This is a genomic window from Bacillus sp. EE-W1 (assembly GCF_009760835.1).
GTDB lineage: Bacteria > Bacillota > Bacilli > Bacillales > Bacillaceae_G > Bacillus_A > Bacillus_A wiedmannii.
This window is the reverse complement of the sequence record NZ_WIPE01000052.1, coordinates 16,058-42,650: the sequence shown is the minus strand read 5'-3', so window position 1 is coordinate 42,650 and position 26,593 is coordinate 16,058. Positions and strand designations below refer to the sequence as shown.

Below are 26,593 nucleotides of genomic sequence, written 5' to 3'. Positions count from 1 at the left end.
TTTAAAATAAGAGCATACGCCCATCATAGGCATATACCCTTATTCATGATGGAAACCATTTTTAGTTTTTTAGTTCAACCCACTTATAGCTAAATTCTCCGCCATATTTATGTTCTAATAGGCCAGTAATTGAGCCACGTTGTAAATAAGCTTTTCCTGGTTGATATACTGGAGCAATCGCTGCATCTTCAAGCAGTTGTTTTTCTGCTTGTAATAATGCATCCCAGCGAGCTTGTACATCAACTTCTGTTTTCGCTTTTTTAATTAAATCATCATACGCTGCATTTGCGTAATTTACTTTGTTTTGCGCATTACCTGTCGTATACATTTCAAGGAATGACATTGGATCCATATAATCTGGACTCCATCCCGCGTATGACATTGCGTAATCTCCACTTGCTTCAAGTTTTAATTTTTGTGCAAATGGCTGCATTTTTGTTGAAACTGTTAAACCTGGTAAGTTCTTTTCAAATTGGCCTTTTAAATACTCTCCGATTTTTTTAGCATCATCAGTATCAAAGTTTAATAGCTCTAACTCTACTTTGTCTACACCAAGTTCTTTTTTACCAGCTTCCCAGTATTTTTGAGCTTCTTTAATATCCTCTTTTATAAGCTTTCCGTTTTCTTCACGGAAGTCTTTTCCATTCGGACCTTTTGCTAAGCCTTTCGGAACAAAACCATATATCCCCTCTGAACCATCGTTTAAGATAACTTTCCCGATATTTTCACGCTCAAAGGACATTGCAATTGCTTTTCGGATATTTTTATTTGCTAAAAATTTATTCTTTTCATTTAAGCGAATAAATTGTGTAGATGGTCTCTTAATCGTTTTAAAGTCAGCATCTGATTTGTATTTGTCTACAAACTCTGATGTTAAGACTACACGATCAATTGCTTTCGTTTCATATAAATTTATAGCAGTTGAACGATCCTTAACAATATTGAAGTTTATTTCCTCAAGTTTTACTTCTTTATTTTCCCAATACGTTGGATTCTTCGTAAGTTTGAAGCTTTGTTCATGCTTCCATTCATTTAATACGAATGGACCATTATAAAGTGTCGTATTGGATTCTAATCCAAATTTTGCTCCTTGTTCTGTTACAAACTTCTCATTCAAAGGATACAATGTTGGATAGACTGTTAAACTTACAAAATAAGGAACAGGGTTATCTAATTCCACTTCAAGTGTATGATCATCAATTGCCTTTACACCAAGTTCTTCAACTGGTAATTCTTTTTTGTTAACTTTCTCCGCATTTTTAACATCAAATAGTATGTAAGCAAACTTGGCACCCGTGTTTGAATCTACAGCTCTTCGCCAAGAATAAACGAAGTCTTTCGCTGTTACAGGTTCACCATTAGACCATTTCGCATCTTCACGTAACTTAAATACATACTTTTTGCCATCTTCTGATTTCTCATAAGATTTAGCGACACCTGGAACAAGCTTATCGTCTTTCCCCAGACGATATAATCCTTCCATTGTGTTATTCATGATGTTAGAAGATGCTGCATCTGTTGATAACGTCGTATCCATAGTTGGGATTTCAGCTGTCTCGGTTAGATTTAACACTTGCTTGTTTGAGGATTTTTCTTTTGCGCCTGCTTTATTATCCTCTTTTTGGTAACTACAAGCTCCTAACATACTGACAGTCAACGTCGATGCAAGTAATAACGGTATCTTTTTCTTCATGTTGTGTTGCCTCCCCTAATTGCACTTCCTGTACCCTCACTTGTAAAAAAGTAGAATTGAAAGAATAATCTCCAAGTTTCTACAATTTTCATTATACATATAATATAACAATTGTGAATATAGTTTTTTGTTTTTTTGTTAAAATTTTTAATAAAATGTTTATTTTTTTATTTTTTTGTAAAGGGATACGTTAACATTGCTACCATCATCTTAAAATCAGACCTTTAATTGCGTATAATTTTCAAAAAATTAATTCTAGTACATATTATAGCTTTTATAGTATAATAATTCTAGTAATATTTTGACGGAGGGGAACATTTTGAATAAAGTTTTTTTTCATACTTGTATACTAATTTTCATAGCGATAATCGCTTCTAGTATTGGCGCATTCCTCGTTTCATCGCAATTTTTGTTGAATTTTGTCAATATATCGTTTTATGTTGCACTATTTTTTATTCTTATAGGCGGTTTTTTATTCATATTTCAAAATGGATTTTTTAACGTAACAATTTACGCCTTCCAAAGAGTATTTGGTACGAACAAAAAAATTGAGTCTTTAATTGAAGAAGTAGAGGAACCTGCCGATAAGAAAGAACGTATTTATAAAACATATTCATTCAAATGGACGTATCCAATTTGCATTACAGGTATCGTTCTTGGGTTGTTCTCGACCCTCATTAGCTTTACTATTTTGATGTAGTTTGCAAACACTATCCCATATGATATAATAATCAGCAAAACATTTTGTTATAAAACTTTAGTTCTTTCATATTAAAAGAGCTTAGGTAACAATAAATAAATTTATATGTATGCGATGATAAAGAAGAGTACATATTGAGGCAATTTCAGAGAGCTTGTGGCTGGTGTGAACAAGTAATTGCGCAGTATGGAATGGGCTTTTGAGCACCAAACCGAACCGAAAGTAGTAGGCTTTGGCGTTATATCCAAACGTTATTATGGATTAGAGAGATTTCACAGTAGTGAAATAATTAGGGTGGTACCGCGGTCCATTCGTCCCTATAGTTTTTGGGATGAATGGGCTTTTTTGTTTGCCTTCTCTTCCCCATCACGCATTCAAATTTAGGAGGAATTACTTATGTCAGTTATCTTTTCTGGTATTCAGCCGAGTGGAACGATTACACTTGGAAACTATTTAGGAGCTATGAAGCAATTTACAGAGCTTCAAAATGAACACGACTGTTATTTCTGTATTGTAAACCAACATGCGATTACAGTACCTCAAGATCCCGTACAACTTCGTAAAAACATTCGCAGTCTTGCTGCACTTTATGTAGCATGCGGCATCGATCCTGAAAAAGCTACTTTATTTGTACAATCAGAAGTACCAGCACACGCTCAACTAGGATGGATTATGCAATCAGTTGCTTACGTTGGAGAATTAGAGCGTATGACTCAATATAAAGATAAATCTTCTGGTAGAGATTCAGTTCCAGCTGGATTACTAACGTATCCACCATTAATGGCGGCTGATATTTTACTTTACAACACTGAAATCGTACCTGTTGGTGATGATCAAAAACAACATATGGAATTAACACGCGACCTAGCAGAGCGTTTCAACAAACGCTTCCGTGAAGTGTTCACTGTTCCTGAAATTCGTATTCCAAAAGTAGGAGCTCGCGTTATGTCATTAACAGAACCTACGAAAAAAATGAGTAAATCTGATCCGAATCCAAAAGCAATGATCAGTATGCTTGATGAACCAAAAACAATTGAAAAGAAAATTAAAAGTGCTGTAACTGATTCTGAAGGTATCGTGAAATTTGATAAAGAAAACAAACCTGGAATCTCTAACTTATTAACAATCTACTCTTCATTCTCTGGAAAAACAGTTGAAGAAATAGAAGCAATGTACGAAGGAAAAGGATACGGAGACTTCAAAGGCGACCTAGCAGCAGTAGTCGTAGAAGCAATTCGTCCAATCCAAGACAAATATAACGAACTAATCAACTCACCAGAACTAGACGAAATTCTAGACAAAGGTGCCGAAAAAGCAAACCGCGTTGCATTCAAACAACTACGCAAAGTAGAAAACGCAATGGGACTAAGCAGAAAACGTAGGTAACTTATAAAGCGGAGGCAGCTCGCTTAGAATGTGAGGGGGATGGATTTCTATATAAAGCGGAGGCGACTGTTTAGCCCTGACGGCTAAGGTTTTTTCCCACAGAAGGTGCTTTTTACCTTCTCGTGGGGAAGGTTCTTAGACGCGAAGGGCTAGAAGCCGGAGCTGGATTTCTTATAAAGCGGAAGCGGCCCGCTTAGAATGTGAGAGGGATGGAGCTCCTGACGTAGAGGCGCTTTTTGCCTCGCAGGAAGGCGCGAAGCCACCGAACATTCTTGCCGCTGGAGCTAAGTTACAACAAATAAAAAAACCGCCAATTGGCGGTTTTTTTTAATTTACCTTTTGCTCGTTTTCCATTTCCCATAACTTTTCAAAAAATGGCTGTCCTTTTACGAGACGCTCGCATAATTGTTCGTGCTTCTCAGACCAGCCTGTTTTCGCTTCATCATACAGTTTAGCCCAAATATCTTCAAATTCCATATGTTGAACCATTCCGTATGCTGATGGATCCCACTCTGTGAACCAATAGCGAATTTCTGCTGTGTTTTTCGTTGTATGTAATTGATCTAACGCCATAAATAATAATTGTTTAAGCTGTCTTTCTTTACGAGTTAAGCCATTCATAATGAAAGGTGATGGTGATAAAATATGATGTTCTTTTTCCATTTCTTCTACTTGGAACTCATACTTTTCTGCTTGTACGTTTTCTACCATCTCATATACCATCTGCTCTTGGCGCGGTATAAGTCTGCTTTTTCGAATTGGTACATTGTAACCAATTGTGTCAATCGCAATAATTCCTTTTCCATCTGTAACAACAAAGCAATACTCTTGCTGCAAACGTTCATGATTTTTACGAATATATGCCTTATGATGTACGTCTTCCAACAATTTTTGCGGAAGCTCTAACAATTCGTCCTCGATGTAATGATATAATGTGGCATCTACTTTTAATAATGGCACTTGATCTAATAGCTCAATCGTATCATCTTTCCGCCATTCGTAAAAATGACAAACGTTATACCCATTCTCTTCACCTTCAAACCAATTTACCCATACATCATGTAGATATAACATTCACTACCCCTCACTTCACTACTGTTTGTATCAATCATTATGTTCAATTTTTCTTAACTTTATTCCACCTAAGGAAATATATTCTAATTATTATTTTTTCTTCTATTAATACTAAAAAAAACAGGAAATAGAGCTCCTGTTTTTTATATATGAAATGTATTTGCTTTATTCAATATTTCTTTTGCATCTATAGATAATAAAGAAAGTGTATCTTCTCCTTCCAATGTTACGCAATCTTTGACAATATGAAATCCAAGCGCATAGCCCAGCATCTTTGGATAAGAGTGAAATCCATTTAATAAGATGTCGTGCTCCCTTGTTCCTCGTTTTATACTTATTCTTTCATGTACAACATTTTTCCAATAATAAATAGCCTCTTCTTTTGAAAGATACGTCGTCCACGGTGCATTGTTTTTTTCTGAATATCTTTCCGTTACCGCTTGCTCAGCTAGCCCTTCCATAATCATCGTATCAAGTAATGTATATTCTGTTTCTTTCGTCTCAATTTGATGTAACCTGCATATGTGATGATATTCATGCGCCAATAACACCTTTAATTCTTCCACCGAATTCCGTCCACATACGAATAAGAAAATAACATGACGCATAGATAATCCAGCCCTACCGTTATACTCTTCTTGTACAGTTCGATTATAGGAATCTGATAATAAAATAAAGACAGGGACATCCGGACCTTTTAACCAATTTTTTAGTTTCTCATACTCCGTACGTAACTCTTTCCAAACTTCCTTTTTCTCTAACTCTTTAACTTCTTGTTCTCCCCGTATAACTGGGCGGTACATACCTTTAGAAATTAAAAAGCGATACAATCTTTCTTTTGGCAGCGGGATATACTTCGTAAACTTTTCACACAGCTTTTCTGGCCGTCCATAATATAGATGTAACCACTCAGCAGTTTCAACAATCCCCATCTTTATCCCTCCTTTTTCTTATGTATATGCAAAAGGAGAAAAAGGCGTAAAAATAAATAAGGAGTTTTTTCGCAATATAGTGCGAAAAAACTCCTTATCTCATCTATTATTTATACGATTTAAATACTAATACTGCGTTATGACCACCGAATCCTAATGAATTACTTAACACCGCGTTTACTTCTTGATGTCTCGCATTATTTGGTACGTAATCTAAGTCACATTCTGGATCTGGTGTTTCATAGTTAATTGTTGGAGGAATTACTCCATCTGTAATTGATTTAATTGAGAAGATCGCTTCAACAGCACCAGCTGCTCCTAATAAGTGACCTGTCATTGATTTCGTTGAGCTAATTGCTACTTTGTACGCATGCTCACCGAACGTTTCTTTAATTGCCATCGTTTCATACTTTTCATTCGCATCCGTACTTGTACCATGCGCATTAATGTAATCAATATCTTCTGGCTGTAGACCTGCATCTGCTAAAGCTTGACGCATTGCACGCACGCCGCCTTCACCGCCAGGAGCCGGCATTGTAATATGGAATGCATCACCAGTTGCACCGTAACCAGCGATTTCCGCATAAATGTGAGCACCACGAGCTAATGCGTGCTCTAATTCTTCAAGAATTAAAATACCTGAACCTTCACCCATTACGAAACCGCTACGGTTTTTATCAAATGGACGGCAAGCTGTTGCTGGATCTTCATTAAATGTTAATGCTTTCGCTGAACTAAATCCTGCAAATGCCATACTTGTTAACGGCGCTTCTGCTCCGCCTGTTATCATTGCATCAGCATCACCGCGTTGAATTGCTTTAAATGCATCACCAATTGAGTTTGCACCAGATGCACAAGCCGTTACAGAACAAGTGTTAATTCCTTTTGCTCCTGTTGCGATCGATACTTGACCTGCTGCCATATCTGGGATCATCATTGGTACGAAGAATGGGCTCACGCGGCGCGGACCTTTCTCAGTAAAAATCTTAAATTGTTCTTCGTATGTTTCCATACCGCCAATACCAGAACCAATCCATACACCAATTCGAGGTCCGTTTTCTTCTGTAATTTCAAGCTTTGCATCTGCAACTGCCATTTTCGCTGCTGCTACTGCATATTGTGTAAAGCGATCCATACGGCGCGCTTCTTTTTTATCAATATATTTCTCGACTTCAAAGTCGTTAATTTCTGCTGCTACTTTTGCTGGAAACAGTTCCGGATCAATTCTTGTAAGTCGTCCGATTCCAGATACACCCTTTTTAATGTTTTCCCACGCTGTTTCAACATCTGTTCCGATCGGTGTAACAGCTCCTAGTCCTGTAATTACGACCCTCTTTTTCTCCATACAAAATACACTCCTTTTTTTCTCTCAGTCCTTATTTACCCCAACGAAGAGCAACTGCTCCCCATGTTAATCCGCCGCCGAAACCAACAAGTATAATTAAATCACCGTCTTGAATACGTCCATTTTGCAATTCCTCTACCATTGCAATTGGAATTGAAGAAGCTGATGTATTACCAAACTTTTCAATTGTCATACTCATTTTTTCTTGTGGTAAATTTAATCTCTCTCTTGCAGATTCCATAATACGAATATTCGCTTGATGTGGTACTAAAAAATCCACATCCTCTTTCGTAAGTCCCGCTTTTTCTAACACGCGAAGACAGGAATCACCAAGTTGGCGAACAGCAAATTTAAAGACTTCTCTGCCGTTCATCATAACATACTCGTCTTGATAAAGATGCTTACCGCCGCTTCCGTCTGCTCCTAATTCGAAAGATAGAACGCCTCTTCCTTCTGAAACAGCCCCCATTACGATAGCACCGGCTCCGTCTCCAAATAGTACTGCTGTATTTCTATCATTCCAGTCTACAATTTTAGATAGTTTATCACTACCAACTACTAATACATTTTTATAAGTTCCCGTTTGAATAAATTGCTGCGCTGTAATCATTCCGTACATAAAACCAGCACACGCTGCACTTAAATCCATTGCGGCTGCGTGTTTTGCGCCAATGGCTTCTTGAATGACACAAGCTACTGCTGGGAATGCACGATCTGGTGTTACTGTTGCCACTAAAATCAGGTCGATATCCTCTCCGCTAATCCCGGCATCTTCAAGTGCTTTTTTAGAAGCCTCTACCCCATATATGAAGTATCTATTGTATCATCGGCAATGCGTCTTTCTGCAATTCCCGTTCTCGTACGAATCCATTCATCAGATGTATCTACGATTTTCTCTAAATCGTGATTTGTGACTACTTTTTCTGGCACATATCTTCCGATCCCTAAAATGCCCACGTTCACATCGCAGCCCTCCGTTTTATATCAATTATTATGACTTGGTACTAATTTTAAAACATAAATGTATTTTTGTCTAGAATATATTTCAGTTAAAACATAAATCCAGCATTATTCACTTTATTGTTTATTAAAAGAAACAGAAACATACCTTTCCTGTTTCTTTTGAAATATAAAAAGGCCCGAACCGCTTCTATCCACGGTTCGAGCCTCTCTTCCCTTCCAAAAAAGAAGGTTTTATTCTTTATCTGCTTTCCCAAGCTCATATGCTTCGTTCATAACTTTCATCAATAACTCTAATACTGGTTGTGCTTTCTCCATATCAAGCGCAATTCCATTCGAATCTAAGATGGCCTTTGCTTCTGGTAAATGCTTCATTGCGATTTGTAAAAATTGCATGCTTTTCTCATTCATATTATGTTCTTCCTTTCCATTAAAACTTTCACATACATAGTGTAACACGCTCGCTATCCTTCGTATAACTCTTTATATTTTTTCATATGTGCCAATTGTTTATTTAAACCGTATTCTAACGGGGTATTTCTTTTTATCGAAATAACCTCGACAGCATCATTTCGTTCTTCCTCATTCTTTTTATTCACTTTATCCGCTGCACGTAAAAGGTTCATACCTTTTTTCCATAATGACTTTTTACCACTAAGTAAATTGTATATGCCGAGATGCTCCGCGTTCATTCCATTGTCCCATAAGTATTCACATACATCTTCCACGTACAATAGATCACTTCCATTTTCCTCGCTCGCATAATGGCACTCTTTCTCATCCAGTTCTGATAAAATGAGCTGATGATACATCATAAAAGATGGTTGCCATGGCCCATATAATGTAGGAACTCGAAATACACTATATGGTGCCTCTCCTTTTTTCAATCCTTCTTCCACTTTCAAAAATAAACGTTTATTTTCAGATTCATCTGCGTTTCCTACTTCAATAGAAGAAATTAGATTTAACTTCACTTTCTGCTCTGCACACAGTCTTATAATCCGCTTTAAATACTGTAATATAACTCTTTCATTCCGAAAACCACTTTGTTGATTTGGCTCATACAAGCAAAAGTAAACAGTATCGAACTTCTCTCCTTCTACTGATCTCCATCCATCTTCATCTCTTATCGAATAATACGTAAATAACGCATTTCGTCCAATCAACAATAACTTCTCTTCATTAATTTTTTTCATATTCTCGAATTCATCAAAATCAAGACCGTGCACTTCTACTTCTTCTGCAATCATTTTATTCACAAGGTGATAACCTACAAACGTAAGTGCACCTATAATTAGCACGCGCTCCATACCACCAATCCTTTCTCCTTGAAACAAATAGCTCCTCATTTATGTATATGGGAGCTTCACAATTCTTCTTCATATTTTTTAAAGAAATCAGTCGTTTGCCTAACCATTTTATATTTCACATCTTGCAGATGGAATAAGACAGAAGTATCGCATTGATTGAATTGCCTCATTTTCTCATATTTACGTAACAACTGTTTTCTTCCTCTTTTTTCTTGTGTTGATACGAAAACTTTAACAGGTACACAAGACGGAAGAAGCGTAAATGATTTCTTATTTATTTTGGATTCTAATTCTTCTTCTTTGGAATCATACGCCAAACTTAATTCCTTCACTAATCTTTTGTAAAAAAACTTATGCTCTTTTTCAAACTCCACATATTCTGGTAAATCTAAACACGGATTTAACATAATGACAGAGCGTATACATTCAGGGTATTTGTTCATCATTTCAAGTGCTACAAGTGCACCCATACCATCTGCCATAATGTGCATTTTCGCATTTAATGTCTCTTTTCTCAAAACAACGTCATATAAACGTTTTGCTAGACGAACAGATTGGTCGTTTCCCCAATGTCTTCCGTATAAATTAGAAGAAAAGACCGTGTAGCCTTCCTCAATAAGGCCATGTAAAAAATAAGATCTACCTGCATGCTGTGTCCATAAACTTGTACCATTCTCAATAAAGTAGTTATAATCACCGAGAAGCATAACAGAAAATCCATTTGGCTTCTCCGGTAAATAAATGACACATGGTTCTTTTTCTAAATAAAAAAAACGTTCCGTAATACTCATTTTTCCCCCGCCTTATTTTCTAAACGTATAAAAGTACTCTTCTATAATGTATGAGCGGAATGCAAATTTGCGTTGAAAAATCTACAAATATTTTTCTATATTCTTTTTTCAATTGTGTTACAATAAGGACAGATTGAACGAATAGAGGTGTAAAATATGCGTTTCATTTGGGCATTAATTTGGTCGTTCGCGCTTGTACATATGATGAGCTACGTAATCGGCTCTATGACTGGCGGTACATACGATTTTAACCAAGCGTCTATTTTCTCGGTTGTTCTTGCGGTGTTAGTACTAGCAATTTCAGCTACAATTCCAAACGAGCCAGTAGAACAACACTAAAAAAAGAGTCCGGATTTTATCCGAACTCTTTTTTATTTTACTTTACATGAACGACTAATTCGTTATTTTCTACATCAACAACTACGTGACTGTTATCAGTAATTGTTCCTGCAATTAATTCTCTCGCTAATTTCGTCTCAACTTGACGCTGTACATATCGTTTTAATGGACGAGCTCCGTACATCGGATCAAAGCCAGCTTCTACAACAAATTCTCTCGCTGCGTCTGTTAATTCTACTGTAATATGACGGTCAGCTAAACGACCTTGTAATTCTTTTACAATTTTATCAACAATACCTTTAATTTCATTCGTTGTAAGAGGTTTGAATAAAATAATTTCATCGACACGGTTTAAAAACTCTGGTCGGAAATGTCCTCTTAATTGCCCCATTACAAGTTCTCTTGATTCCTCTTTAATTGAGCCATCTGCTTCTAATCCATCTAACAAATGAGCAGATCCAATATTTGAAGTCATAATAATAACCGTGTTTTTAAAGTCTACTGTACGTCCTTGAGAATCTGTAATGCGTCCATCATCTAACATTTGTAATAAAATGTTGAATACTTCTGGATGTGCTTTTTCGATTTCGTCTAACAAAATAACTGAATACGGTTTACGTCTTACCGCTTCTGTTAATTGACCGCCCTCTTCATATCCAACATATCCAGGAGGCGCACCAATTAAGCGTGACACAGCATGTTTCTCCATATACTCAGACATGTCGATACGAATCATTTGCTCTTCACTATCGAATAAAGACTGCGCTAACGTTTTTGCAAGTTCTGTTTTACCAACACCTGTCGGTCCTAAGAAGATGAAGGAACCAATTGGACGGTTCGGGTCTTTAATACCAGCGCGTGCACGAAGAACTGCGTCTGATACTAAGCTTACCGCTTCCTCTTGTCCGATGACACGCTCTGATAAAATTTGCTCTAAGCGTAGTAATTTCTCGCGTTCACCTTCAACGAGTTTTGCGACAGGAATACCAGTCCAGCGTGAAACAATATCAGCAATCTCTTCTTCACTTACTTCCTCACGTAATAAGCGATTCTCTTGTTTATTATGTGCACCCATTTCTTCTGCTTCTTTTAACTCTTTTTCAATTGCAGGAATTTTCCCGTGACGAAGTTCCGCTGCTTTATTTAAATCGTAATTACCTTCTGCTTCTTCTAATTCACGGCGCAGACGCTCTAAATGTTCACGTAAGTTACGCACTTTGTGAATATCTTCTTTTTCTTTTTCCCATTTCGCTCTCATACCACTTGCAACTTCTTTTAAATCCGATAATTCACGTTGCAACGTTTTCAGGCGTTCTTGGCTACCAAAGTCCTTCTCTTTTCCAAGAGCCGCTTCTTCAATTTCCAGCTGCATAATACGGCGCGTTACTTCATCTAATTCTGTTGGCATAGAATCAATCTCTGTTCGAATTGTTGCACACGCTTCGTCAACAAGATCGATCGCTTTATCTGGTAAGAAACGATCCGAAATATATCGATCTGATAAAACGGATGCTGCTACAATCGCGCGGTCATGAATATTTACACCATGATAAATTTCAAAACGCTCTTTTAAACCACGTAAAATGGAAATTGTATCTTCAACAGTTGGTTCTTCTGCTAATACTTGTTGGAAACGTCTTTCTAGCGCTGGATCTTTCTCAATATATTTACGATACTCATCTAACGTTGTCGCCCCGATACAATGCAGTTCACCACGCGCAAGCATCGGTTTTAACATATTTCCTGCGTCCATCGCACCTTCTGTTTTACCAGCGCCGACGATTGTGTGAAGTTCATCAATGAATAATAAAATGCGACCTTCACTCTTTTTAATTTCGTTTAATACAGCTTGCAGACGCTCTTCAAACTCACCACGGAATTTCGCTCCAGCTACAAGCGCACTCATATCTAATGCGAAGATTGTTCTATCTTTTAATCCTTCTGGTACATCCTTCTTCACAATACGCTGTGCTAATCCTTCAACGATTGCTGTTTTACCAACACCGGGTTCACCAATTAAAACCGGGTTGTTTTTCGTTTTACGTGAAAGAATGCGGATTACACGTCGAATTTCACTATCGCGACCGATAACAGGATCAATTTTCCCTGCTCTCACTTCCGCCACTAAATCACGACCATATTTTTCTAACGCTTCATAAGTTGCTTCTGGATTTTGACTAGTCACTCTTTGATTCCCCCGAACTGTCATTAAAGACTGTAATAAGTTATCTTTTGTAATGTGAAATCTTGTAAGTAATTGATTTATATCGCCTTTTTCTTCTGAAAAAGCAAGCAATACATGTTCAACTGAAATGTAGTCATCTTGCAATTTCTCTGCTTCTTTTCCTGCTCTTACAAGTAGTTGTTGCAGAGCACCCGTTATATATAATTTTCCTACTTCTGCACCGCTTCCCGTTACAGAAGGTTTTTTCTTAATTAAACTTTCGGCGCCTTGCTTTAACGCTTCTATATCGACATTCATTTTTTGAAAAATACGCACTGCTAATCCATCTTGCTCTTCTAATAATGTAAACAAGAGATGAACAGTATCTACTTCTTGATGATGATGAGATACCGCTAAAGATTGGGCACTCATAATCGCCTCTTGTGTTTTTGTTGTCATTTGATTTAAGTCCATCTTTACAGTCCTCCAAATGTTTGACTTTCTTTGACCTTTGATTTGATTATACGCCAACTGACTTTTTTATACAATAATTTTGCCTATGTATTTTCAAACTTATTATTGGAAAAAGAAAAAGGGAACATTCATTATACAACTGAAAAAATATACGCAATGCGTAACGACAAAAAAGCCGCAATAATGATTGCGGCTCCTGTTACGGTTTTCTTTTATATGTCCATTGACGGTTATGATTCGCGTTATCTGGAAACTTTTCACCCGCAGTTAATTTCACCATTTGCGGATCTTTTACCATACTTCCTGTTTCACCAATTTCTACGTAAATACCATCGTTTGGCGCTTTTTGTCCAGAACGAAACCTGCGATTTTGTCCCATTTCCATTCTCCTTCCATGACGTCTTTGCCTCATTAGTATATCCATTTTAAAAGAAAGCTTTTCTGTCATGTTTAGGAAACAAGTACTACATTTCGTTCTTGTACATATACATGAATGACACAAGCTTAGGAAGGGATTTCTTTCCTATTTGTAGAAAAAAAAGAAACCAACCTACTATAGGCTAGCTTCAAAGGAGAGTCAAACATATACGAGAAGATTACATGTTCATTATAAGCCTCATCATACGAGCAATGTAACCCTTTTCACAATTTGTACATAATGAAAGAAACATTGTTTGAACTTTCTAAAAAGACGTTGACTTTTCTTAATTTCCAGCGAGAAATAGTAGACACCGCAGCACTTTGCGACGTAAGATGGATATATAGTGAACTTTCCATCTTTGGTGTTCTCACCCAGTTTAACCTCTTATTTCTGCATATTAAAAACGGAAATACAGATAGAAATAAAAAAATATTATAAGAGGTGAAATTATGAATAAACAGCATTTAATCGCATTAGACTTAGACGGCACTTTATTAACAGACAACAAAATAATTTCCACTCGAACAAAACATACAATTGCAAAAGCAAAGGAGCAAGGACATATTGTCGTTATTTCAACGGGACGTCCCTTCCGTGCTAGTTTTGATTACTACAAAGAACTCGGTCTTAATACACCAATCGTAAACTTTAATGGTGCTTACGTACATCATCCTCTTGATTCAAAGTGGGGAACACACCACTCTCCTCTTGAGCTAGCAACAGCCCAAGAAATTGTCCGAGCTTGCTTTGATTTTGGTGTAAAAAATATATATGCTGAAGTAATGGACGATGTGTATGTTCGTGAAATTGATGAAGATAAAAAACATATTTTCGAATTCGGTTCTCCAAAGATTTTTACAGGAGACTTATTAAATATTTTAAACGATCATCCAACCTGCTTATTAATTGACGCACACGACGAGCATTCCAGTGCAATTCGTCAACATTTAACTGATATGCATGCTGAAGTAATCGACCATAGAAAATGGGGCGCACCTTGGCCGATTATTGAAATCGTGAAAAGTGGGTTAAATAAAGCTGTCGGATTACAAAAAATTTCTAGTCATTACAACATTCCACAAGAGCGAATTATCGCTTTCGGTGATGAAGATAACGACTTTGAAATGATTGAATTTGCTGGTCACGGCATCGCAATGGGTAATGCAATTCCTGAATTAAAATCACTCGCAAATCATACGACATTAACGAATGAAGAAGATGGTATTGCGCTATATTTAGAAGAGGTTCTTGGATTATAATCTAAAAATTCCCTGCTTATAGTTTCTCGCCAAACGCTCATACTATTATTAGACGCAAAAGTCAGCGCGTCGATTGTTTTCAGCTAAATAAAGGGGGTTTTTCGAATGGGTAAAAAGAACAAATCAAAACGTTTTATCCAACAAGGAGCCGATGCTGTTATGAAGCATGATGCAAGATTCCCGTACCGTGGTACATTAGCTGAGGCAGAAAAAGCGAGAAGTAACTCTTCTTTTGGAGGGGTTTAAATGGGGAACTTACTATTCCAACAAGCTAGAGATGCCGTTGCAAATGCCGTCACTTGTTCAAGCGGTACTGAGCAACAAGATCTCGTATATAGAGCAAAAAACGCTTTGCACTCTGCTTATGCAAACTCTTCAACAGCTGAAAAAGTTCAGCTACGTGAAATGCAGGAGCAGTTGCAAAATATTACGAATTTACATTAAAAAAGAGGACCAGCTTTGGTCCTCTTTAATCTTTTCGAAACAAACCAAACACTCCGACCGTCTGTAATACGTTTGTAAATGCACCTGGGTCCACTTGCCTAATAACCCTTTCTAATTCATATAACTCATAACGCGTAATAACAATCATTAACATTTCCTTATTTTCATTTGTATAAGCGCCTGTTGCTGGTATAGTTGTAATCCCCCTCACTAAGCGTGAATGAATCGCCTTTCGTACATCTGTCCCATTCTTCGTAACGATTAGTGCTGTAATTTTCACATGACGCGTATGAATCGCATCAATAATTCGCGTTGACACATACAAAGTCACCAAAGTATATAATGCTTTTTCCCATCCATACACATAGCCAGCCGCAATAATGATAAGTGCATTAAAGAAGAAAAAATACGTACCGACAGGCTTATCTTTAATCTTTGATAAAATCATGGCGATAATATCTAAACCACCTGTAGAAGCCCCCCACTTCAACGCAATCCCTACCCCAATCGCTGAAATAATCCCACCAAAAATCGCATTTAATATAATATCGTTCGAAACCGCTCTAACCGGGATAATTTCTAGAAACAAAGTCATAAATATCACGCAAAGAAAACTAAAGAAAGTAAAGGCCTTTCCAACCTTTTTCCATGCTAAAATAACGACGGGAATATTAAACAAACTAAACAATACCCCCGTTGATATGTGAATAGATAAAAAGTCCCCTAATATTTGTGATAACAATTGAGACAATCCAGCAAAGCCACTCGCGTACACTTTCGCTGGCGTTAAAAATAAATTCATTCCAATCGCGTTTAACAAACCTGCGACAATTACAACGATTAACTTCTTTATAAGTTCGGTATAATTCAACTTCAAATCCATTTCTAATCCACCTTTATTATTCATGAATGCACTGCTATACATAGTCTTTACGAAAAAGGAAATGATAAACGTACAACGGTTAGAAATGGAGTTGATACATATGCCACATACGAGTGATAACGACAAAAAAGCACGCGATAATAATGCAAAGCGTACACAAAAAAATGAGCAAGAACAAAAAAATATTCAGCAAGGTAAGCGTGCCTATTCTAAAAAGACTGATCACCTTTGATCCCATCGTACATCAACAATATTGTTGATGTACTTTTTTTACATTTTACAGGGAAAAAACATTAAAAATTCACTTCATGTTCACTTCTATATTCTACAATAGCGATAACATATTCGGATGAGGTGTTGGCATGAGAGGGAAACACATTTTCATTATTACTGCACTAATAAGTATATTAATGCTAGCTGCTTGTGGACAAAAAAACAGCTCAGCTACAGTCGCTACAGCAACAGATTCAACCATTAAGAAGAGCGACTTCGAAAAACAGTTGAAAGATCGTTACGGAAAAGACATGCTATACGAAATGATGGCACAAGACGTTATCACGAAAAAATATAAAGTATCTGACGATGATGTAGATAAAGAAGTACAAAAAGCGAAAAATCAATATGGAGATCAATTCACAGCAGTACTCGAAAACAATCGTTTAAAAGATGAAGCTGATTTCAAAAATCAAATTAAGTTCAAACTTGCTATGAATGAAGCAATTAAGAAAAGTGTTACAGAAAAAGACGTGAAAGACCACTATAAACCAGAAATTAAAGCGAGTCATATTTTAGTAAGTGACGAAAATGAAGCGAAAGAAATAAAGAAAAAATTAGATGCTGGCGCTTCATTTGAAGAATTAGCAAAACAAGAATCGCAAGATCTACTATCAAAAGATAAAGGTGGAGACCTTGGATACTTCAATTCAGGCAGAATGGCGCCTGAATTTGAAACAGCTGCCTATAAACTAAAAGTCGGACAAATTAGCAATCCCGTTAAATCACCAAACGGTTATCATATTATTAAATTAACTGATAAAAAAGATTTACAACCTTACGATGAAGTGAAAGACTCCATCCGTAAAAACTTAGAAGCAGAACGTATTGCCGACCCTACATTCAGTCATAAGTTAATACAAAAGGAATTAAAAAAGGCAAATATTAAAATAAATGATAGTGACTTGGAAGATACGTTCACTCTTGCGCATGAGCAAGGGAATTAAAAAAGCACCGCCTTATTTTTACAGCAAAATAAGGCAGTGCTTTTTATTTAATTTACTTCTTAAAATACGTCCAACCTTCTTCTTGGTAAATCTTTTCTTCTTTCATCAACTTACCAAGCGCACGCTTAAACGCAGCTTTACTCATGTTGAAACGTTCTTTAATATCTTCTGGGTGGCTCTTATCCCAAAACGGCATTGCTCCACCTCGTTCTTCCATATATGCATAAATTACAGTAGCATCATCTTCCATTCCTTCTTCTTTACGAGGAAGAAGTGAAATGTTAATTGTACCGTCATCTTTCACGTCAATAATACGGCCCGTTACACGTTCACCAATGCGGACTTGTTCTTTTCTTTCAGTATGGTGTAAGAAAGCACGGAAATGCTCATCAGTTAGTATGAATGAACCAACTTGAAGTGAACGATACACACGTCCATTTACGTTTTTATTACGCATAGATGGCGTCGCATCTACGATAATTTCTTGCATATCACTGTCTCTTGCGGGAAGAGCGATAAGGCGATCACGATTCGTTAATTTTAACGTACAATATAATTCGTCTCCAACCTCTGGCCATACTGGCATATAAATCGGGAACTCATCAGCTGGGATTAGTATATCTTTTGATACACCAATATTAACAAACACACCTAAACTAGGAATAACTTCTACAACCTTTACCCAGTTCCAATCAAAAGTTGTAATAAGCGGCTCCTTCATTGTTGCTGAAATACGATTTTGGTGATCAAGGTATAAGAATACATCAATCGTATCGCCTTCTGCAATTTCTCCAACTAATTCGTTTTTATGTAAGAAGATTTCTTCTTCTTCATTCCCAACCATATAGCCGATTTCCGTTTCGCGTAAAACAGTTACCTGTTCAATCGATCCTAATTGTAAATACATATTTTTTAATTCCCTTCTATATATATAAAATTAACTTTTTTATATTTTTTATCATTCCAAACAAAAGTTAATTATAACACGATTTTTCCTTTATTTGTCCAACTGCCCAAAATTCACTATAATAAAATGAGGTTACATAAATATAAGTATGAAAACACTTAAGTCTAGGCTCGTTTTCAGCTATACTTTAGTATGTACAGTACATAAAAAGATTAGAAATTTATTTGGAGGTGCTAACTATGGCAAAAGATAGTTCTTTTGACATCGTTTCGAAAGTAGAATTACCTGAAGTAACAAACGCAATTAACATCGCATTAAAAGAAATCCAAAACCGATATGACTTTAAAGGAAGTAAAAGTGATATTAAATTAGAAAAAGAAGTACTTGTTTTAACTTCTGATGATGAGTTCAAATTAGACCAAGTAAAAGACGTTCTAATTTCTAAACTTGTAAAACGTAACGTTCCAATTAAAAACTTGGATTACGGAAAAGTTGAAGCTGCGACTGGTAACACTGTTCGCCAACGCGCAACACTTCAACAAGGTATCGATAAAGATAACGCGAAAAAAATTAACAACATCATTAAAGAAATGAAATTAAAAGTAAAAACACAAGTACAAGATGACCAAGTACGTGTTACAGCGAAAAGCCGTGATGACTTACAAGCAGTTATCGCAGCAGTTCGCAGTGCTGACTTACCGATTGACGTACAATTTATTAACTACCGCTAAAAAGAAAAACACCCTCTGTGTAGAGGGTGTTTTTCTTTTTAGCGTGTAGAGAAAATATTACAAAGTCTAAGATTACGAGCAATCGGATAGTTAGAATAAGTATTTAATTATTATGCATAAATGAAGAAGGTCCTTTTAATACTCGGCGCAAAACCTCCCTCCCTACTCAAATGTAACAAATTATGAGTATAAGAATATTTTCCATCCTTTCATGTAATGTAAAATTAGTAAAGAATTTATTTTATGAAAAAATGTTAATTAAACAAGAGTTAGAAGTGGTTATTTGAAGAAATTAATACTATGTTTTTTATTAACTACATTCTGTATATATATTGCAGGGTGTTCTAATAATATAACTACACCCGAGGATACATATAAAACTTCAACACCTGCGAAGTGTAAACACATCAACAAAGCTTGGTATAAGAAACCTATAAAATGTAATAATTGATGATATAAGTTATAAAAAAGACACCGTAAGGTGCCTTTTTTTATAGAAATTAATAAGATATTCATCAGAAATTATGAATCATTTTTTATTTTGTTTTTCAAAATATTTTTCTTTAACCATTTTTATTAGATTTTCTTTTTCTGTTAGTTCAAAGATAAATAATGCTTTTTTCATGTTGTCAGCCACATCTTCTTCATTATATTGTTCTAGCTTTAGCAAGTTCCAAGCTTTTCCATAATATAATTCACCTAATAAATATAAAGTATTTAGATTAATAGCTAATTTAATCCCCATATCATTGTATTTTATTGCCTCTTCATGTTGATTTGCAAGACCTAAAATTTTCGCCAAATTAAAAATGATTTTTAATTTAATCTCTTTATCTCTAGGAAAATCTAACTTATTAAAATTAGTTAAACACCTTCTTAATATAGTAATACTCTTTTCATACTCTTTATTTGCCCAATGAAATATAGCCATCGACTGCATAATATCTATTTCTCTTTCTGATAAAAAATCAACATTCGTTACAGTTAGTTTTAGTGCACTATTTAAAAGATTTAAAGCAGTTTTTATTGATTTATTTACATGAAATATAGCAATGGCTTCATGCCATATTAGAAATTGTTTATCTTCTTTTAACTGGAAATTATTTTCGTTTTTCTCTTGTTTCACTATTTCGTAAAGTTCATTATATTGTTTTTGTTTTGTACAATCTCTCATTACATATTTTACATTTTCTACATATTTTAGTTTTTTATTTTGCGTTAGTGCGAAAATATTATTTGGATCAATACCAAGTCTTTCAGATAACTGATATAACAATATGCTAGATGGATAAATCATACCTTTTTCTATTTTGCTAATTTGACTTTGCGAACATATTCCATGACACAATTCAGATTGTGATATATTCTTTTTCATTCTAAGTTCTTTAATGGTAATACCCAAATCGTAAAATTCCATTTTTCCTCCTCAAATATAGCCCTCAATGAGTAACAGAATATTTTTCACCCTTTAATGTAATGTAAAATCAATATAGTTGCAATTATTGTTTTTCTAAAGGTCTTTTCATTTCTTTTCTCAGCTGCATTTCGAAGCGAGAGTCTTACTTCACAGAAAAACAGACTAGGGAGAAAGTTTTCTCCTTAGCCTGTCCCACCGAGATTTCGCATTTATTAAGAGCAACACCATATTGCTTTATCAAATGATTTTTTAGGTATGTATACTTTATCATTTTCGATTTTGTATTTTATATCGTTTCTCTTCAGAACTGCCGTATCAACAGAATGAACACTATCGCCCCACCGAACAAATTCCCCTTCATCACGCTTTTCCCAAAAATAAAAACTTACGAATACGATAAAAACACATAAGCATAGAGCGAACCACTTCTTTTTCCGCAAATACCTCACCACCTTAAACTGAAGAACTACTAAAAAACGCTACTCATTTCCGTCTCTTTTTAACCGCAATTAAAAAAGCAATAAACAATACGTTCACACCGACGATTAAAGAGATAAATAGCCAATTCACACCTGTTTCCCCGTTAACTTTATATACATTTGATTCTTCACGCTTTAAAACAAGATAAAACTTTCCGTTTTCTTCTCTTATAATTTCATCTTCTAACAATCCTCTTAACTCTTGTTTTTCGCCAATTGCACTTACAGGTAAAGCAACTTTTTGTGTTTCTTTCGTATTATTAATCGCTACTAATGTTACTTCATCTTTATACTTTCGTTTCAGTACACTCATTCCATCTTTATCGTATAAAAGCTCCAACGTTCCATGGCGTAAAGATGGTCTCGCTTGTCTAAGCTCACCGAGTTTCGTTATGTGCTGCACAAATTTTTCATCTGATTTGAAATCCATTAATCGTCTATTATCCGGGGTATCCCCTCCATCTAATGCAATTTCAGTCCCGTAATAAAAATTCGGAATACCTGGTGATGTTAATAAATAGGTAAGGGCTAGTTTCAAACGAGATGGTGGATAATTCATATTCTCTTTTGCAATACGGGCAAACCTTTTTGTATCTTGATTATCTAAAAATGTAACGGATTCCCCTTCTTTTTTACTCACATCATATAAAGGTTTCACCGATACATCCGCTTTAGAAAACGATTCTACTATTTTTTCGTTATATCCACTATCTTCCTTTGTCATAATACGAAAATCTTTCTTTATCACTTGCATATCTTTTTGCACGTCATCCCAGAAAGAACGCGACTTTTTTTCACTATGTATCACATAACTTCCATCTAAATCGACTTCTTTGATCCACCATTTCATCGCGTCGATAACTTGTTGTTCGTTTTCTCCAAGCGGAAATTGGAATATAACTTTCATCCCTTTTGCATGCGCTTCTTGTACAAGTTCTTTCACATCATTTTCTGTTCCGAAATGTTCATTTACCTTTTGAAAATTTTGCACATCTAACCCATCGTACTTTCCACTTTCAAAAAACGGTGAAAGCATAACAGTGGTAAAACCCATTTCTTTTATGTAATCCAGTCTTTTTGTAATCCCTCTTATATCTCCACCCTGATATCCTTCTAAATTTCCAACTTCTAACTGTTTGTCATTTTTCGGTTCTCCATTATTGAAGCGATCAATCATAATGGAATATACGACTTCGTCTCGCCACTCTCTTTTTTCATCTGCAAACGTATGTATTGGCACAAACAAAACGACAGCTAAACAAAAACAAATAAATAATTTCCTAGTCCGTATTTTCCTCACACGCATCCCCCATGTTTTTTAATTGTAAGAATATTATACCAATTTTCAGGACGAATCACATACGTTGATTTCATTCCCCCAAAAATACTTCATGTTAGATTACCTAACATGAAGTATAAAGTTTTCTGAATTTTTAGTTGATTTTTCATTTCATTTCGAATATGATATGAAACATAACGAATCGATGTTATTTTTTCTAACATCATAGGAGGAGAGAGAATGAATACAGGAGATACGGTTTTTATGTTTGTAACGACAGTAATGGTCATGTTAATGACACCAGGATTGGCACTTTTTTATGGGGGTATGGTTCGCAGTAAAAACGTACTCAGTACGACAATGCATAGTTATAGTGCAATGGCTATCGTTTCGATTCAGTGGATTGCGATCGGCTATTCTTTATCATTCGGACCAGATTGGCACGGACTTATCGGTACATTCGATTGGTTCGGTTTAAACGGAGTTACCTACGCACCAAATCCAGACTACTCATCTACTATTCCTCACAATTTATTTATGATGTTCCAACTCATGTTCGCCATTTTAACTCCCGCTTTAATTTCAGGTGCATTCGCCGAAAGAATGCGATTTTCTGCTTTCCTTATTTTCATCCTTCTATGGACAACAATCGTTTACAACCCTGTCGCTCATTGGGTATGGGGCGTTGGCGGATGGCTAAGAGAACTCGGCGCGTTAGACTTCGCTGGCGGTAACGTCGTTCATATTACATCTGGGGTCGCCGGCCTTGTATTAGCTATTTTCCTTGGAAAACGAAAAAACATAAACGGTACTTCTCCTCACCATTTACCATTCACAATGTTAGGCGCAGGCTTACTATGGTTCGGCTGGTTCGGTTTTAACGTCGGAAGTGCATTATCTTTAAACGACGTAGCTTTAACTGCATTTATTAATACAAATATAGCCGCTGCTGCCTCTGCATTAACTTGGATGCTTTCAGAATGGTTCTTCCAATCAAAACCGACTGCGATGGGAGCTGCTTGTGGTGTAGTTTCCGGTCTAGTCGCTATTACACCAGCTTGCGGGTTCGTTACTCCTTTCTCCGCTCTTCTTATCGGAGCAATCGGCGGCGTATTATGCTTCGGAGCAGTCTTTTTCTTAAAAACAAAATTCGGATACGACGATACACTCGATGCATTCGGATGCCACGGTATCGGCGGAACTTGGGGCGGTATTGCAACAGGACTATTTGCAACTACTACTGTAAATGCTGATGGCGCTAACGGATTATTTTACGGAAACGCTGCTTTACTGTTTAAACAACTGATAGCAATCGGCGCAACATATGCATTCACAATCATAATGACGTACGCCATTATTAAAGCAATTAACTTCTTTCTCCCTGTTCGGGTAGATGAACACGAAGAACATATGGGACTTGATATTTCGATGCACGGAGAGAAAGCTTATGAGTACACAGAGCGAGTGAACTAAAAAAAGAGATGCAATCTATTGGTAGTAGATTGCATCTCTTTTTATTGTACTTGTCGGCGCAGTATACCCCACCTAGTATTCCGGTGAATACATCAGCGATTCTTCGGATATATCGACGATTTTTTAAATATATCAGCGATTATTTCAATATATCGACGTTTCGACACGATATATCCATTTACCAACAAATTCCGACATGACGAAACTGAAAAATACCCCGGCGTAACTTTACATACATACAAAAAAGACGACCGTTTAACAGTCGTCTTTTCCTACTTATTTCGGAGAATTCCCCACATATTGCGTAATATCAACATTTAGCGCTTGTGCTAAACGCATACCGTACTCTTGATCTGCACGGAAGAAGTTACAAACAGCTAGTAATTTCGTGCGCTCATTTACGTCTTTTAAGTCATTTGTTAAGTTTGCAATTAAGTTGTCTTGCTCTTCTTTAGAGAATGAACGGTAACGCTCACCTGCTTGTTTGAAATCATTTGGTTTGTCAATTTTTTCACGAGATACGTAGCCTTCTACTTTCATAGTTGAATCGCGGTAAGTTGGGTCTTCAACTGGATTTTCAGCATGACGGCTCGGTTCGTAGTTAATTGTAGATGGGTTTTGATTGATTTGCATCGCACCATCACGTTGTTGGTTGTGAACAGCTGCGTATGGGCAGTTTACAGGAATTTGTAAGTAGTTTGCACCAAGACGGTAACGCTGTGTATCTGGATAAGAGAATAAACGACCTTGTAATAATTTATCTTCAGATGGTTCAATACCATTTACAGTTGCACTTGGAGAGAACGCCACTTGCTCTACTTCCGCAAAGAAATTTTTCGGATTACGATTTAACGTCATCGTCCCCACTTCAATTAATGGGAAGCGATCTTCTGGCCATACTTTCGTCGGATCTAATGGATCGAAATCTAAAGAATCCGTTTCATCTAGTTGCATCACTTGTACGTGTAAATCCCACTTCGGATAATTTCCTTTTTCGATTGCATCGAACAAGTCACGAGTTGCATGGTTGAAGTCTTTTCCTTGTACTTCTTGCACCTCTTTTGCACTTAAGTTACGTACACTTTGCTGTGGTTTCCAGTGATATTTAATGTAGACGATTTTACCTTCTGCATTAATCCATTTAAATGAGTGAACACCGAAACCTTCCATTTCACGATAGCTTGCTGGTGTACCGTAATCAGAAAATACCCACGTCATCATATGTGTAGATTCCGGGCTTAACGTCATGAAATCCCAGTAACGATCTGGCGTTTGAATGTTTGTATCAGGTGCTGGTTTTAAAGAATGCACCATATCAGGAAATTTAATTGCATCACGAATGAAGAAGACCGGTAAATGGTTACCTACGATATCGTAATTTCCTTCTTCTGTATAAAATTTAACAGCGAACCCACGTGGGTCACGAGCTGTTTCCGGAGAACCTTGACCATGAATAACCGTTGAGAAACGAACAAATACAGGCGTTTCAGTTCCTTCATTTTGTAAAAATGCTGCCTTCGTATATTGCTTCATGCTGTTTTTCGTTACGAATACACCATGAGCACCTGCACCACGTGCATGCACAACACGCTCTGGAATACGTTCACGATCAAAGTGAGCTAGTTTTTCTACTAAATGATAGTCTTCTAATAATACCGGTCCACGGCGACCAGCTGTACGAGAATTTTGGTTATCTCCAACCGGAGCACCTTGGTTTGTTGTTAAGCGATTATTTGGATTCATCTAGGGGATCCTCCTCTTTCTCTTTTAGTAATCATTGTTTATTTAAAATTATTATAAACTAATTATTATTTAAAACTAGATTCTTGTCAACTATTTCCTTCATTTTTTTGGAAACAATTTCAGCTAAGCAATCAATAAATACAGATTGTGAATTTGGCATATTCGGTCTAAAATATGCCACGTTTAATTCATCAGTTACAACTTTACATTCGTAATCATTGTCATATAAAACTTCTAAATGCTCTGCCACAAACCCAACCGGACAGTATACGAAAGATTCATAGCCATGCTTTTCAAATAAATCTCTCGTTAAATCTTGCACATCCGGACCAATCCATGGGTCAGGCGTATTTCCAGCACTTTGCCAACCCGTTGTATAGTTTGGAATATCGGCAGCCTCCGCAATTAAATCCGCTGTATGTTGCAATTGCTCCACATAAGGGTCTCCTGCTGCAATAATTTTCTCTGGTAAACTATGTGCTGAAAAAATCACGACAGCTTTCTCTTTATCTTCAATCTTTGTAAATGTTTCTTTTAGTTGCTCTGTCCAATACGAAATAAATTTCGGTTCATCGTACCATTGTTCAATCGGTTCAATAACAGGACCACCAATTTCTTCCGAAAGACGAATAGCACGGTCATTATATGCTTTAATGCTAAATGTAGAATAATGCGGTGCTAATACGATACTAATCGCCTGCTCAATTCCATCTTTCTTCATCTCTTCTACTGCATCCTCTATAAATGGAGCTATATGTTTTAATCCTAAGTAACAAGTAAATTCATACTCTTTAAATATTTTATTCATTGAATCTGTTAATTTATGCGCTTGCTCTTTCGTAATTTTTGCAAGTGGTGAAATTCCGCCAATCGCTTTATAGCGTCTGATTAAGTCTTGGAGTGCTTCTTCTGAAGGTTTATGCCCGTGGCGAATATGTGTATAGTACGCTTCTACATCATCTAATGATTCTGGCGTTCCATACGCCATTACGAGTAAACCTATTTTTTTCTTTGTCATCTATATAACACCTCAATTTTATAAATGAGAATCTTTTTCAAGAACATTTGTTTCCAATTATAACAACTAATAATAAGTACGTCAAAATAATTATTCTAAATAAGTATTATTTCTAATATGATTTTGAATTTTATATGACAATTTATTTAAT

At 36.2% G+C, this 26,593-nt stretch carries 26 protein-coding genes, 1 pseudogene and 1 other annotated feature; of the genes and pseudogenes, 10 read left to right on the top strand and 17 right to left on the bottom strand.

What is annotated here, in order from left to right:
• Positions 1-61 precede the first annotated feature (61 nt).
• Positions 62-1,693, bottom strand: coding sequence for a peptide ABC transporter substrate-binding protein (locus GFJ36_RS05375; RefSeq protein ID WP_060489323.1), 1,632 nt, complete (start codon positions 1,691-1,693; stop codon positions 62-64).
• Positions 1,694-2,012: 319 nt separating this feature from the next.
• Between GFJ36_RS05375 and GFJ36_RS05370 the strand changes: the two genes are divergently transcribed.
• Together GFJ36_RS05370 and trpS are read left to right on the top strand one after the other, a co-directional pair.
• Positions 2,013-2,393, top strand: coding sequence for a DUF3899 domain-containing protein (locus GFJ36_RS05370; protein WP_087979785.1), 381 nt, complete (start codon positions 2,013-2,015; stop codon positions 2,391-2,393).
• A gap of 105 nt (positions 2,394-2,498) precedes the next feature.
• Positions 2,499-2,715 (top strand) — a binding site (T-box leader).
• 74 nt (positions 2,716-2,789) lie between these two features.
• Complete coding sequence (gene trpS, locus GFJ36_RS05365) at positions 2,790-3,779, top strand: tryptophan--tRNA ligase (RefSeq protein WP_000110998.1); 990 nt, start codon at positions 2,790-2,792, stop codon at positions 3,777-3,779.
• Positions 3,780-4,106: 327 nt separating this feature from the next.
• Here trpS and GFJ36_RS05360 read toward each other — a convergent pair whose 3' ends face one another.
• The 7 genes and pseudogenes from GFJ36_RS05360 to GFJ36_RS05330 form a co-directional block, all read right to left on the bottom strand.
• Positions 4,107-4,853, bottom strand: coding sequence for a YjbA family protein (locus tag GFJ36_RS05360; RefSeq protein ID WP_000966116.1), 747 nt, complete (start codon positions 4,851-4,853; stop codon positions 4,107-4,109).
• 143 nt (positions 4,854-4,996) lie between these two features.
• Positions 4,997-5,785 (bottom strand): DUF2268 domain-containing putative Zn-dependent protease, encoded by a 789-nt coding sequence (locus GFJ36_RS05355; protein WP_048545170.1) that lies wholly within the window; start codon positions 5,783-5,785, stop codon positions 4,997-4,999.
• A 106-nt stretch (positions 5,786-5,891) separates the two neighbouring features.
• Positions 5,892-7,130, bottom strand: coding sequence for a beta-ketoacyl-ACP synthase II (gene fabF / locus GFJ36_RS05350; protein ID WP_000412644.1), 1,239 nt, complete (start codon positions 7,128-7,130; stop codon positions 5,892-5,894).
• Positions 7,131-7,161: 31 nt separating this feature from the next.
• Positions 7,162-8,093, bottom strand: a pseudogene (gene fabH, locus GFJ36_RS05345) (beta-ketoacyl-ACP synthase III).
• A 231-nt stretch (positions 8,094-8,324) separates the two neighbouring features.
• The gene (locus GFJ36_RS05340; protein WP_001003337.1) at positions 8,325-8,501 is read right to left on the bottom strand and encodes a ComZ family protein; all 177 of its coding nucleotides are present in this window, start codon (positions 8,499-8,501) and stop codon (positions 8,325-8,327) included.
• Between the two features lie 53 nt (positions 8,502-8,554).
• The gene (locus GFJ36_RS05335; protein WP_141522905.1) at positions 8,555-9,427 is read right to left on the bottom strand and encodes an NAD-dependent epimerase/dehydratase family protein; all 873 of its coding nucleotides are present in this window, start codon (positions 9,425-9,427) and stop codon (positions 8,555-8,557) included.
• Positions 9,428-9,456: 29 nt separating this feature from the next.
• The gene (locus GFJ36_RS05330) at positions 9,457-10,191 is read right to left on the bottom strand and encodes a lipase family protein (protein WP_048545174.1); all 735 of its coding nucleotides are present in this window, start codon (positions 10,189-10,191) and stop codon (positions 9,457-9,459) included.
• Positions 10,192-10,347: 156 nt separating this feature from the next.
• Here GFJ36_RS05330 and GFJ36_RS05325 point away from each other — a divergent pair, with 156 nt between their 5' ends.
• Positions 10,348-10,530 carry a YjzD family protein gene (locus tag GFJ36_RS05325; protein ID WP_001211113.1) on the top strand — a complete coding sequence of 61 codons (183 nt, stop codon included), beginning with the start codon at positions 10,348-10,350 and terminating at the stop codon, positions 10,528-10,530.
• A 37-nt stretch (positions 10,531-10,567) separates the two neighbouring features.
• Here the strand turns inward: GFJ36_RS05325 and clpB are convergent, their stop codons facing one another.
• The gene (clpB, locus tag GFJ36_RS05320) at positions 10,568-13,168 is read right to left on the bottom strand and encodes an ATP-dependent chaperone ClpB (protein WP_087984731.1); all 2,601 of its coding nucleotides are present in this window, start codon (positions 13,166-13,168) and stop codon (positions 10,568-10,570) included.
• A gap of 199 nt (positions 13,169-13,367) precedes the next feature.
• A complete protein-coding gene (locus GFJ36_RS05315; protein WP_000531420.1) occupies positions 13,368-13,547 on the bottom strand; it encodes a YjzC family protein in 180 nt (59 codons plus the stop codon).
• Positions 13,548-14,038: 491 nt separating this feature from the next.
• Between GFJ36_RS05315 and GFJ36_RS05310 the strand changes: the two genes are divergently transcribed.
• The 3 genes from GFJ36_RS05310 to GFJ36_RS05300 all read left to right on the top strand — a co-directional run bounded on the left by GFJ36_RS05310 (position 14,039) and on the right by GFJ36_RS05300 (position 15,292).
• The gene (locus GFJ36_RS05310) at positions 14,039-14,848 is read left to right on the top strand and encodes a Cof-type HAD-IIB family hydrolase (protein WP_048545178.1); all 810 of its coding nucleotides are present in this window, start codon (positions 14,039-14,041) and stop codon (positions 14,846-14,848) included.
• A 105-nt stretch (positions 14,849-14,953) separates the two neighbouring features.
• Positions 14,954-15,094 (top strand): hypothetical protein, encoded by a 141-nt coding sequence (locus GFJ36_RS05305; protein ID WP_000516816.1) that lies wholly within the window; start codon positions 14,954-14,956, stop codon positions 15,092-15,094.
• Positions 15,095-15,292 carry a DUF3813 domain-containing protein gene (locus GFJ36_RS05300; RefSeq protein ID WP_046957006.1) on the top strand — a complete coding sequence of 66 codons (198 nt, stop codon included), beginning with the start codon at positions 15,095-15,097 and terminating at the stop codon, positions 15,290-15,292. It abuts the gene before it with no gap.
• A gap of 25 nt (positions 15,293-15,317) precedes the next feature.
• Here the strand turns inward: GFJ36_RS05300 and GFJ36_RS05295 are convergent, their stop codons facing one another.
• Positions 15,318-16,175, bottom strand: a complete 858-nt coding sequence (locus GFJ36_RS05295) for a YitT family protein (RefSeq protein WP_060489317.1) — start codon at positions 16,173-16,175, stop codon at positions 15,318-15,320.
• 100 nt (positions 16,176-16,275) lie between these two features.
• On the opposite strand from GFJ36_RS05295, the gene GFJ36_RS05290 reads away from it, so the two are divergent.
• Positions 16,276-16,407, top strand: a complete 132-nt coding sequence (locus tag GFJ36_RS05290; RefSeq protein ID WP_001120851.1) for a DUF3941 domain-containing protein — start codon at positions 16,276-16,278, stop codon at positions 16,405-16,407.
• A gap of 130 nt (positions 16,408-16,537) precedes the next feature.
• On the top strand, positions 16,538-17,395 hold the full coding sequence (gene prsA, locus GFJ36_RS05285) for a peptidylprolyl isomerase PrsA (RefSeq protein WP_060489315.1): 858 nt from the start codon (positions 16,538-16,540) through the stop codon (positions 17,393-17,395).
• A gap of 52 nt (positions 17,396-17,447) precedes the next feature.
• On the opposite strand, the gene GFJ36_RS05280 is transcribed toward prsA, so the two are convergent.
• Positions 17,448-18,302 (bottom strand): CvfB family protein, encoded by an 855-nt coding sequence (locus GFJ36_RS05280; protein WP_064056836.1) that lies wholly within the window; start codon positions 18,300-18,302, stop codon positions 17,448-17,450.
• Positions 18,303-18,541: 239 nt separating this feature from the next.
• On the opposite strand from GFJ36_RS05280, the gene GFJ36_RS05275 reads away from it, so the two are divergent.
• Positions 18,542-19,033 (top strand): YajQ family cyclic di-GMP-binding protein, encoded by a 492-nt coding sequence (locus tag GFJ36_RS05275; RefSeq protein ID WP_001040146.1) that lies wholly within the window; start codon positions 18,542-18,544, stop codon positions 19,031-19,033.
• 529 nt (positions 19,034-19,562) lie between these two features.
• Here the strand turns inward: GFJ36_RS05275 and GFJ36_RS05270 are convergent.
• The 3 genes from GFJ36_RS05270 to GFJ36_RS05260 all read right to left on the bottom strand — a co-directional run bounded on the left by GFJ36_RS05270 (position 19,563) and on the right by GFJ36_RS05260 (position 22,235).
• Positions 19,563-20,450 (bottom strand): helix-turn-helix domain-containing protein, encoded by an 888-nt coding sequence (locus tag GFJ36_RS05270; protein ID WP_060489311.1) that lies wholly within the window; start codon positions 20,448-20,450, stop codon positions 19,563-19,565.
• A gap of 212 nt (positions 20,451-20,662) precedes the next feature.
• A complete protein-coding gene (locus GFJ36_RS05265; protein WP_060490094.1) occupies positions 20,663-20,890 on the bottom strand; it encodes a hypothetical protein in 228 nt (75 codons plus the stop codon).
• Positions 20,891-20,933: 43 nt separating this feature from the next.
• Entirely contained in the window at positions 20,934-22,235 is a 1,302-nt protein-coding gene (locus GFJ36_RS05260) for an alpha-amylase family glycosyl hydrolase (RefSeq protein ID WP_087984730.1), read from the bottom strand.
• Between the two features lie 213 nt (positions 22,236-22,448).
• On the opposite strand from GFJ36_RS05260, the gene GFJ36_RS05255 reads away from it, so the two are divergent.
• On the top strand, positions 22,449-23,681 hold the full coding sequence (locus GFJ36_RS05255; RefSeq protein ID WP_087984728.1) for an ammonium transporter: 1,233 nt from the start codon (positions 22,449-22,451) through the stop codon (positions 23,679-23,681).
• Positions 23,682-23,957: 276 nt separating this feature from the next.
• Here GFJ36_RS05255 and katB read toward each other — a convergent pair whose 3' ends face one another.
• Positions 23,958-25,424: a catalase KatB gene (katB, locus tag GFJ36_RS05250; RefSeq protein WP_088062447.1), complete on the bottom strand. Its 1,467-nt coding sequence runs from the start codon at positions 25,422-25,424 to the stop codon at positions 23,958-23,960.
• Positions 25,425-25,482: 58 nt separating this feature from the next.
• Positions 25,483-26,442 carry a ferrochelatase gene (gene hemH, locus GFJ36_RS05245; RefSeq protein ID WP_097890471.1) on the bottom strand — a complete coding sequence of 320 codons (960 nt, stop codon included), beginning with the start codon at positions 26,440-26,442 and terminating at the stop codon, positions 25,483-25,485.
• Between the last annotated feature and the right edge of the window lie 151 nt (positions 26,443-26,593).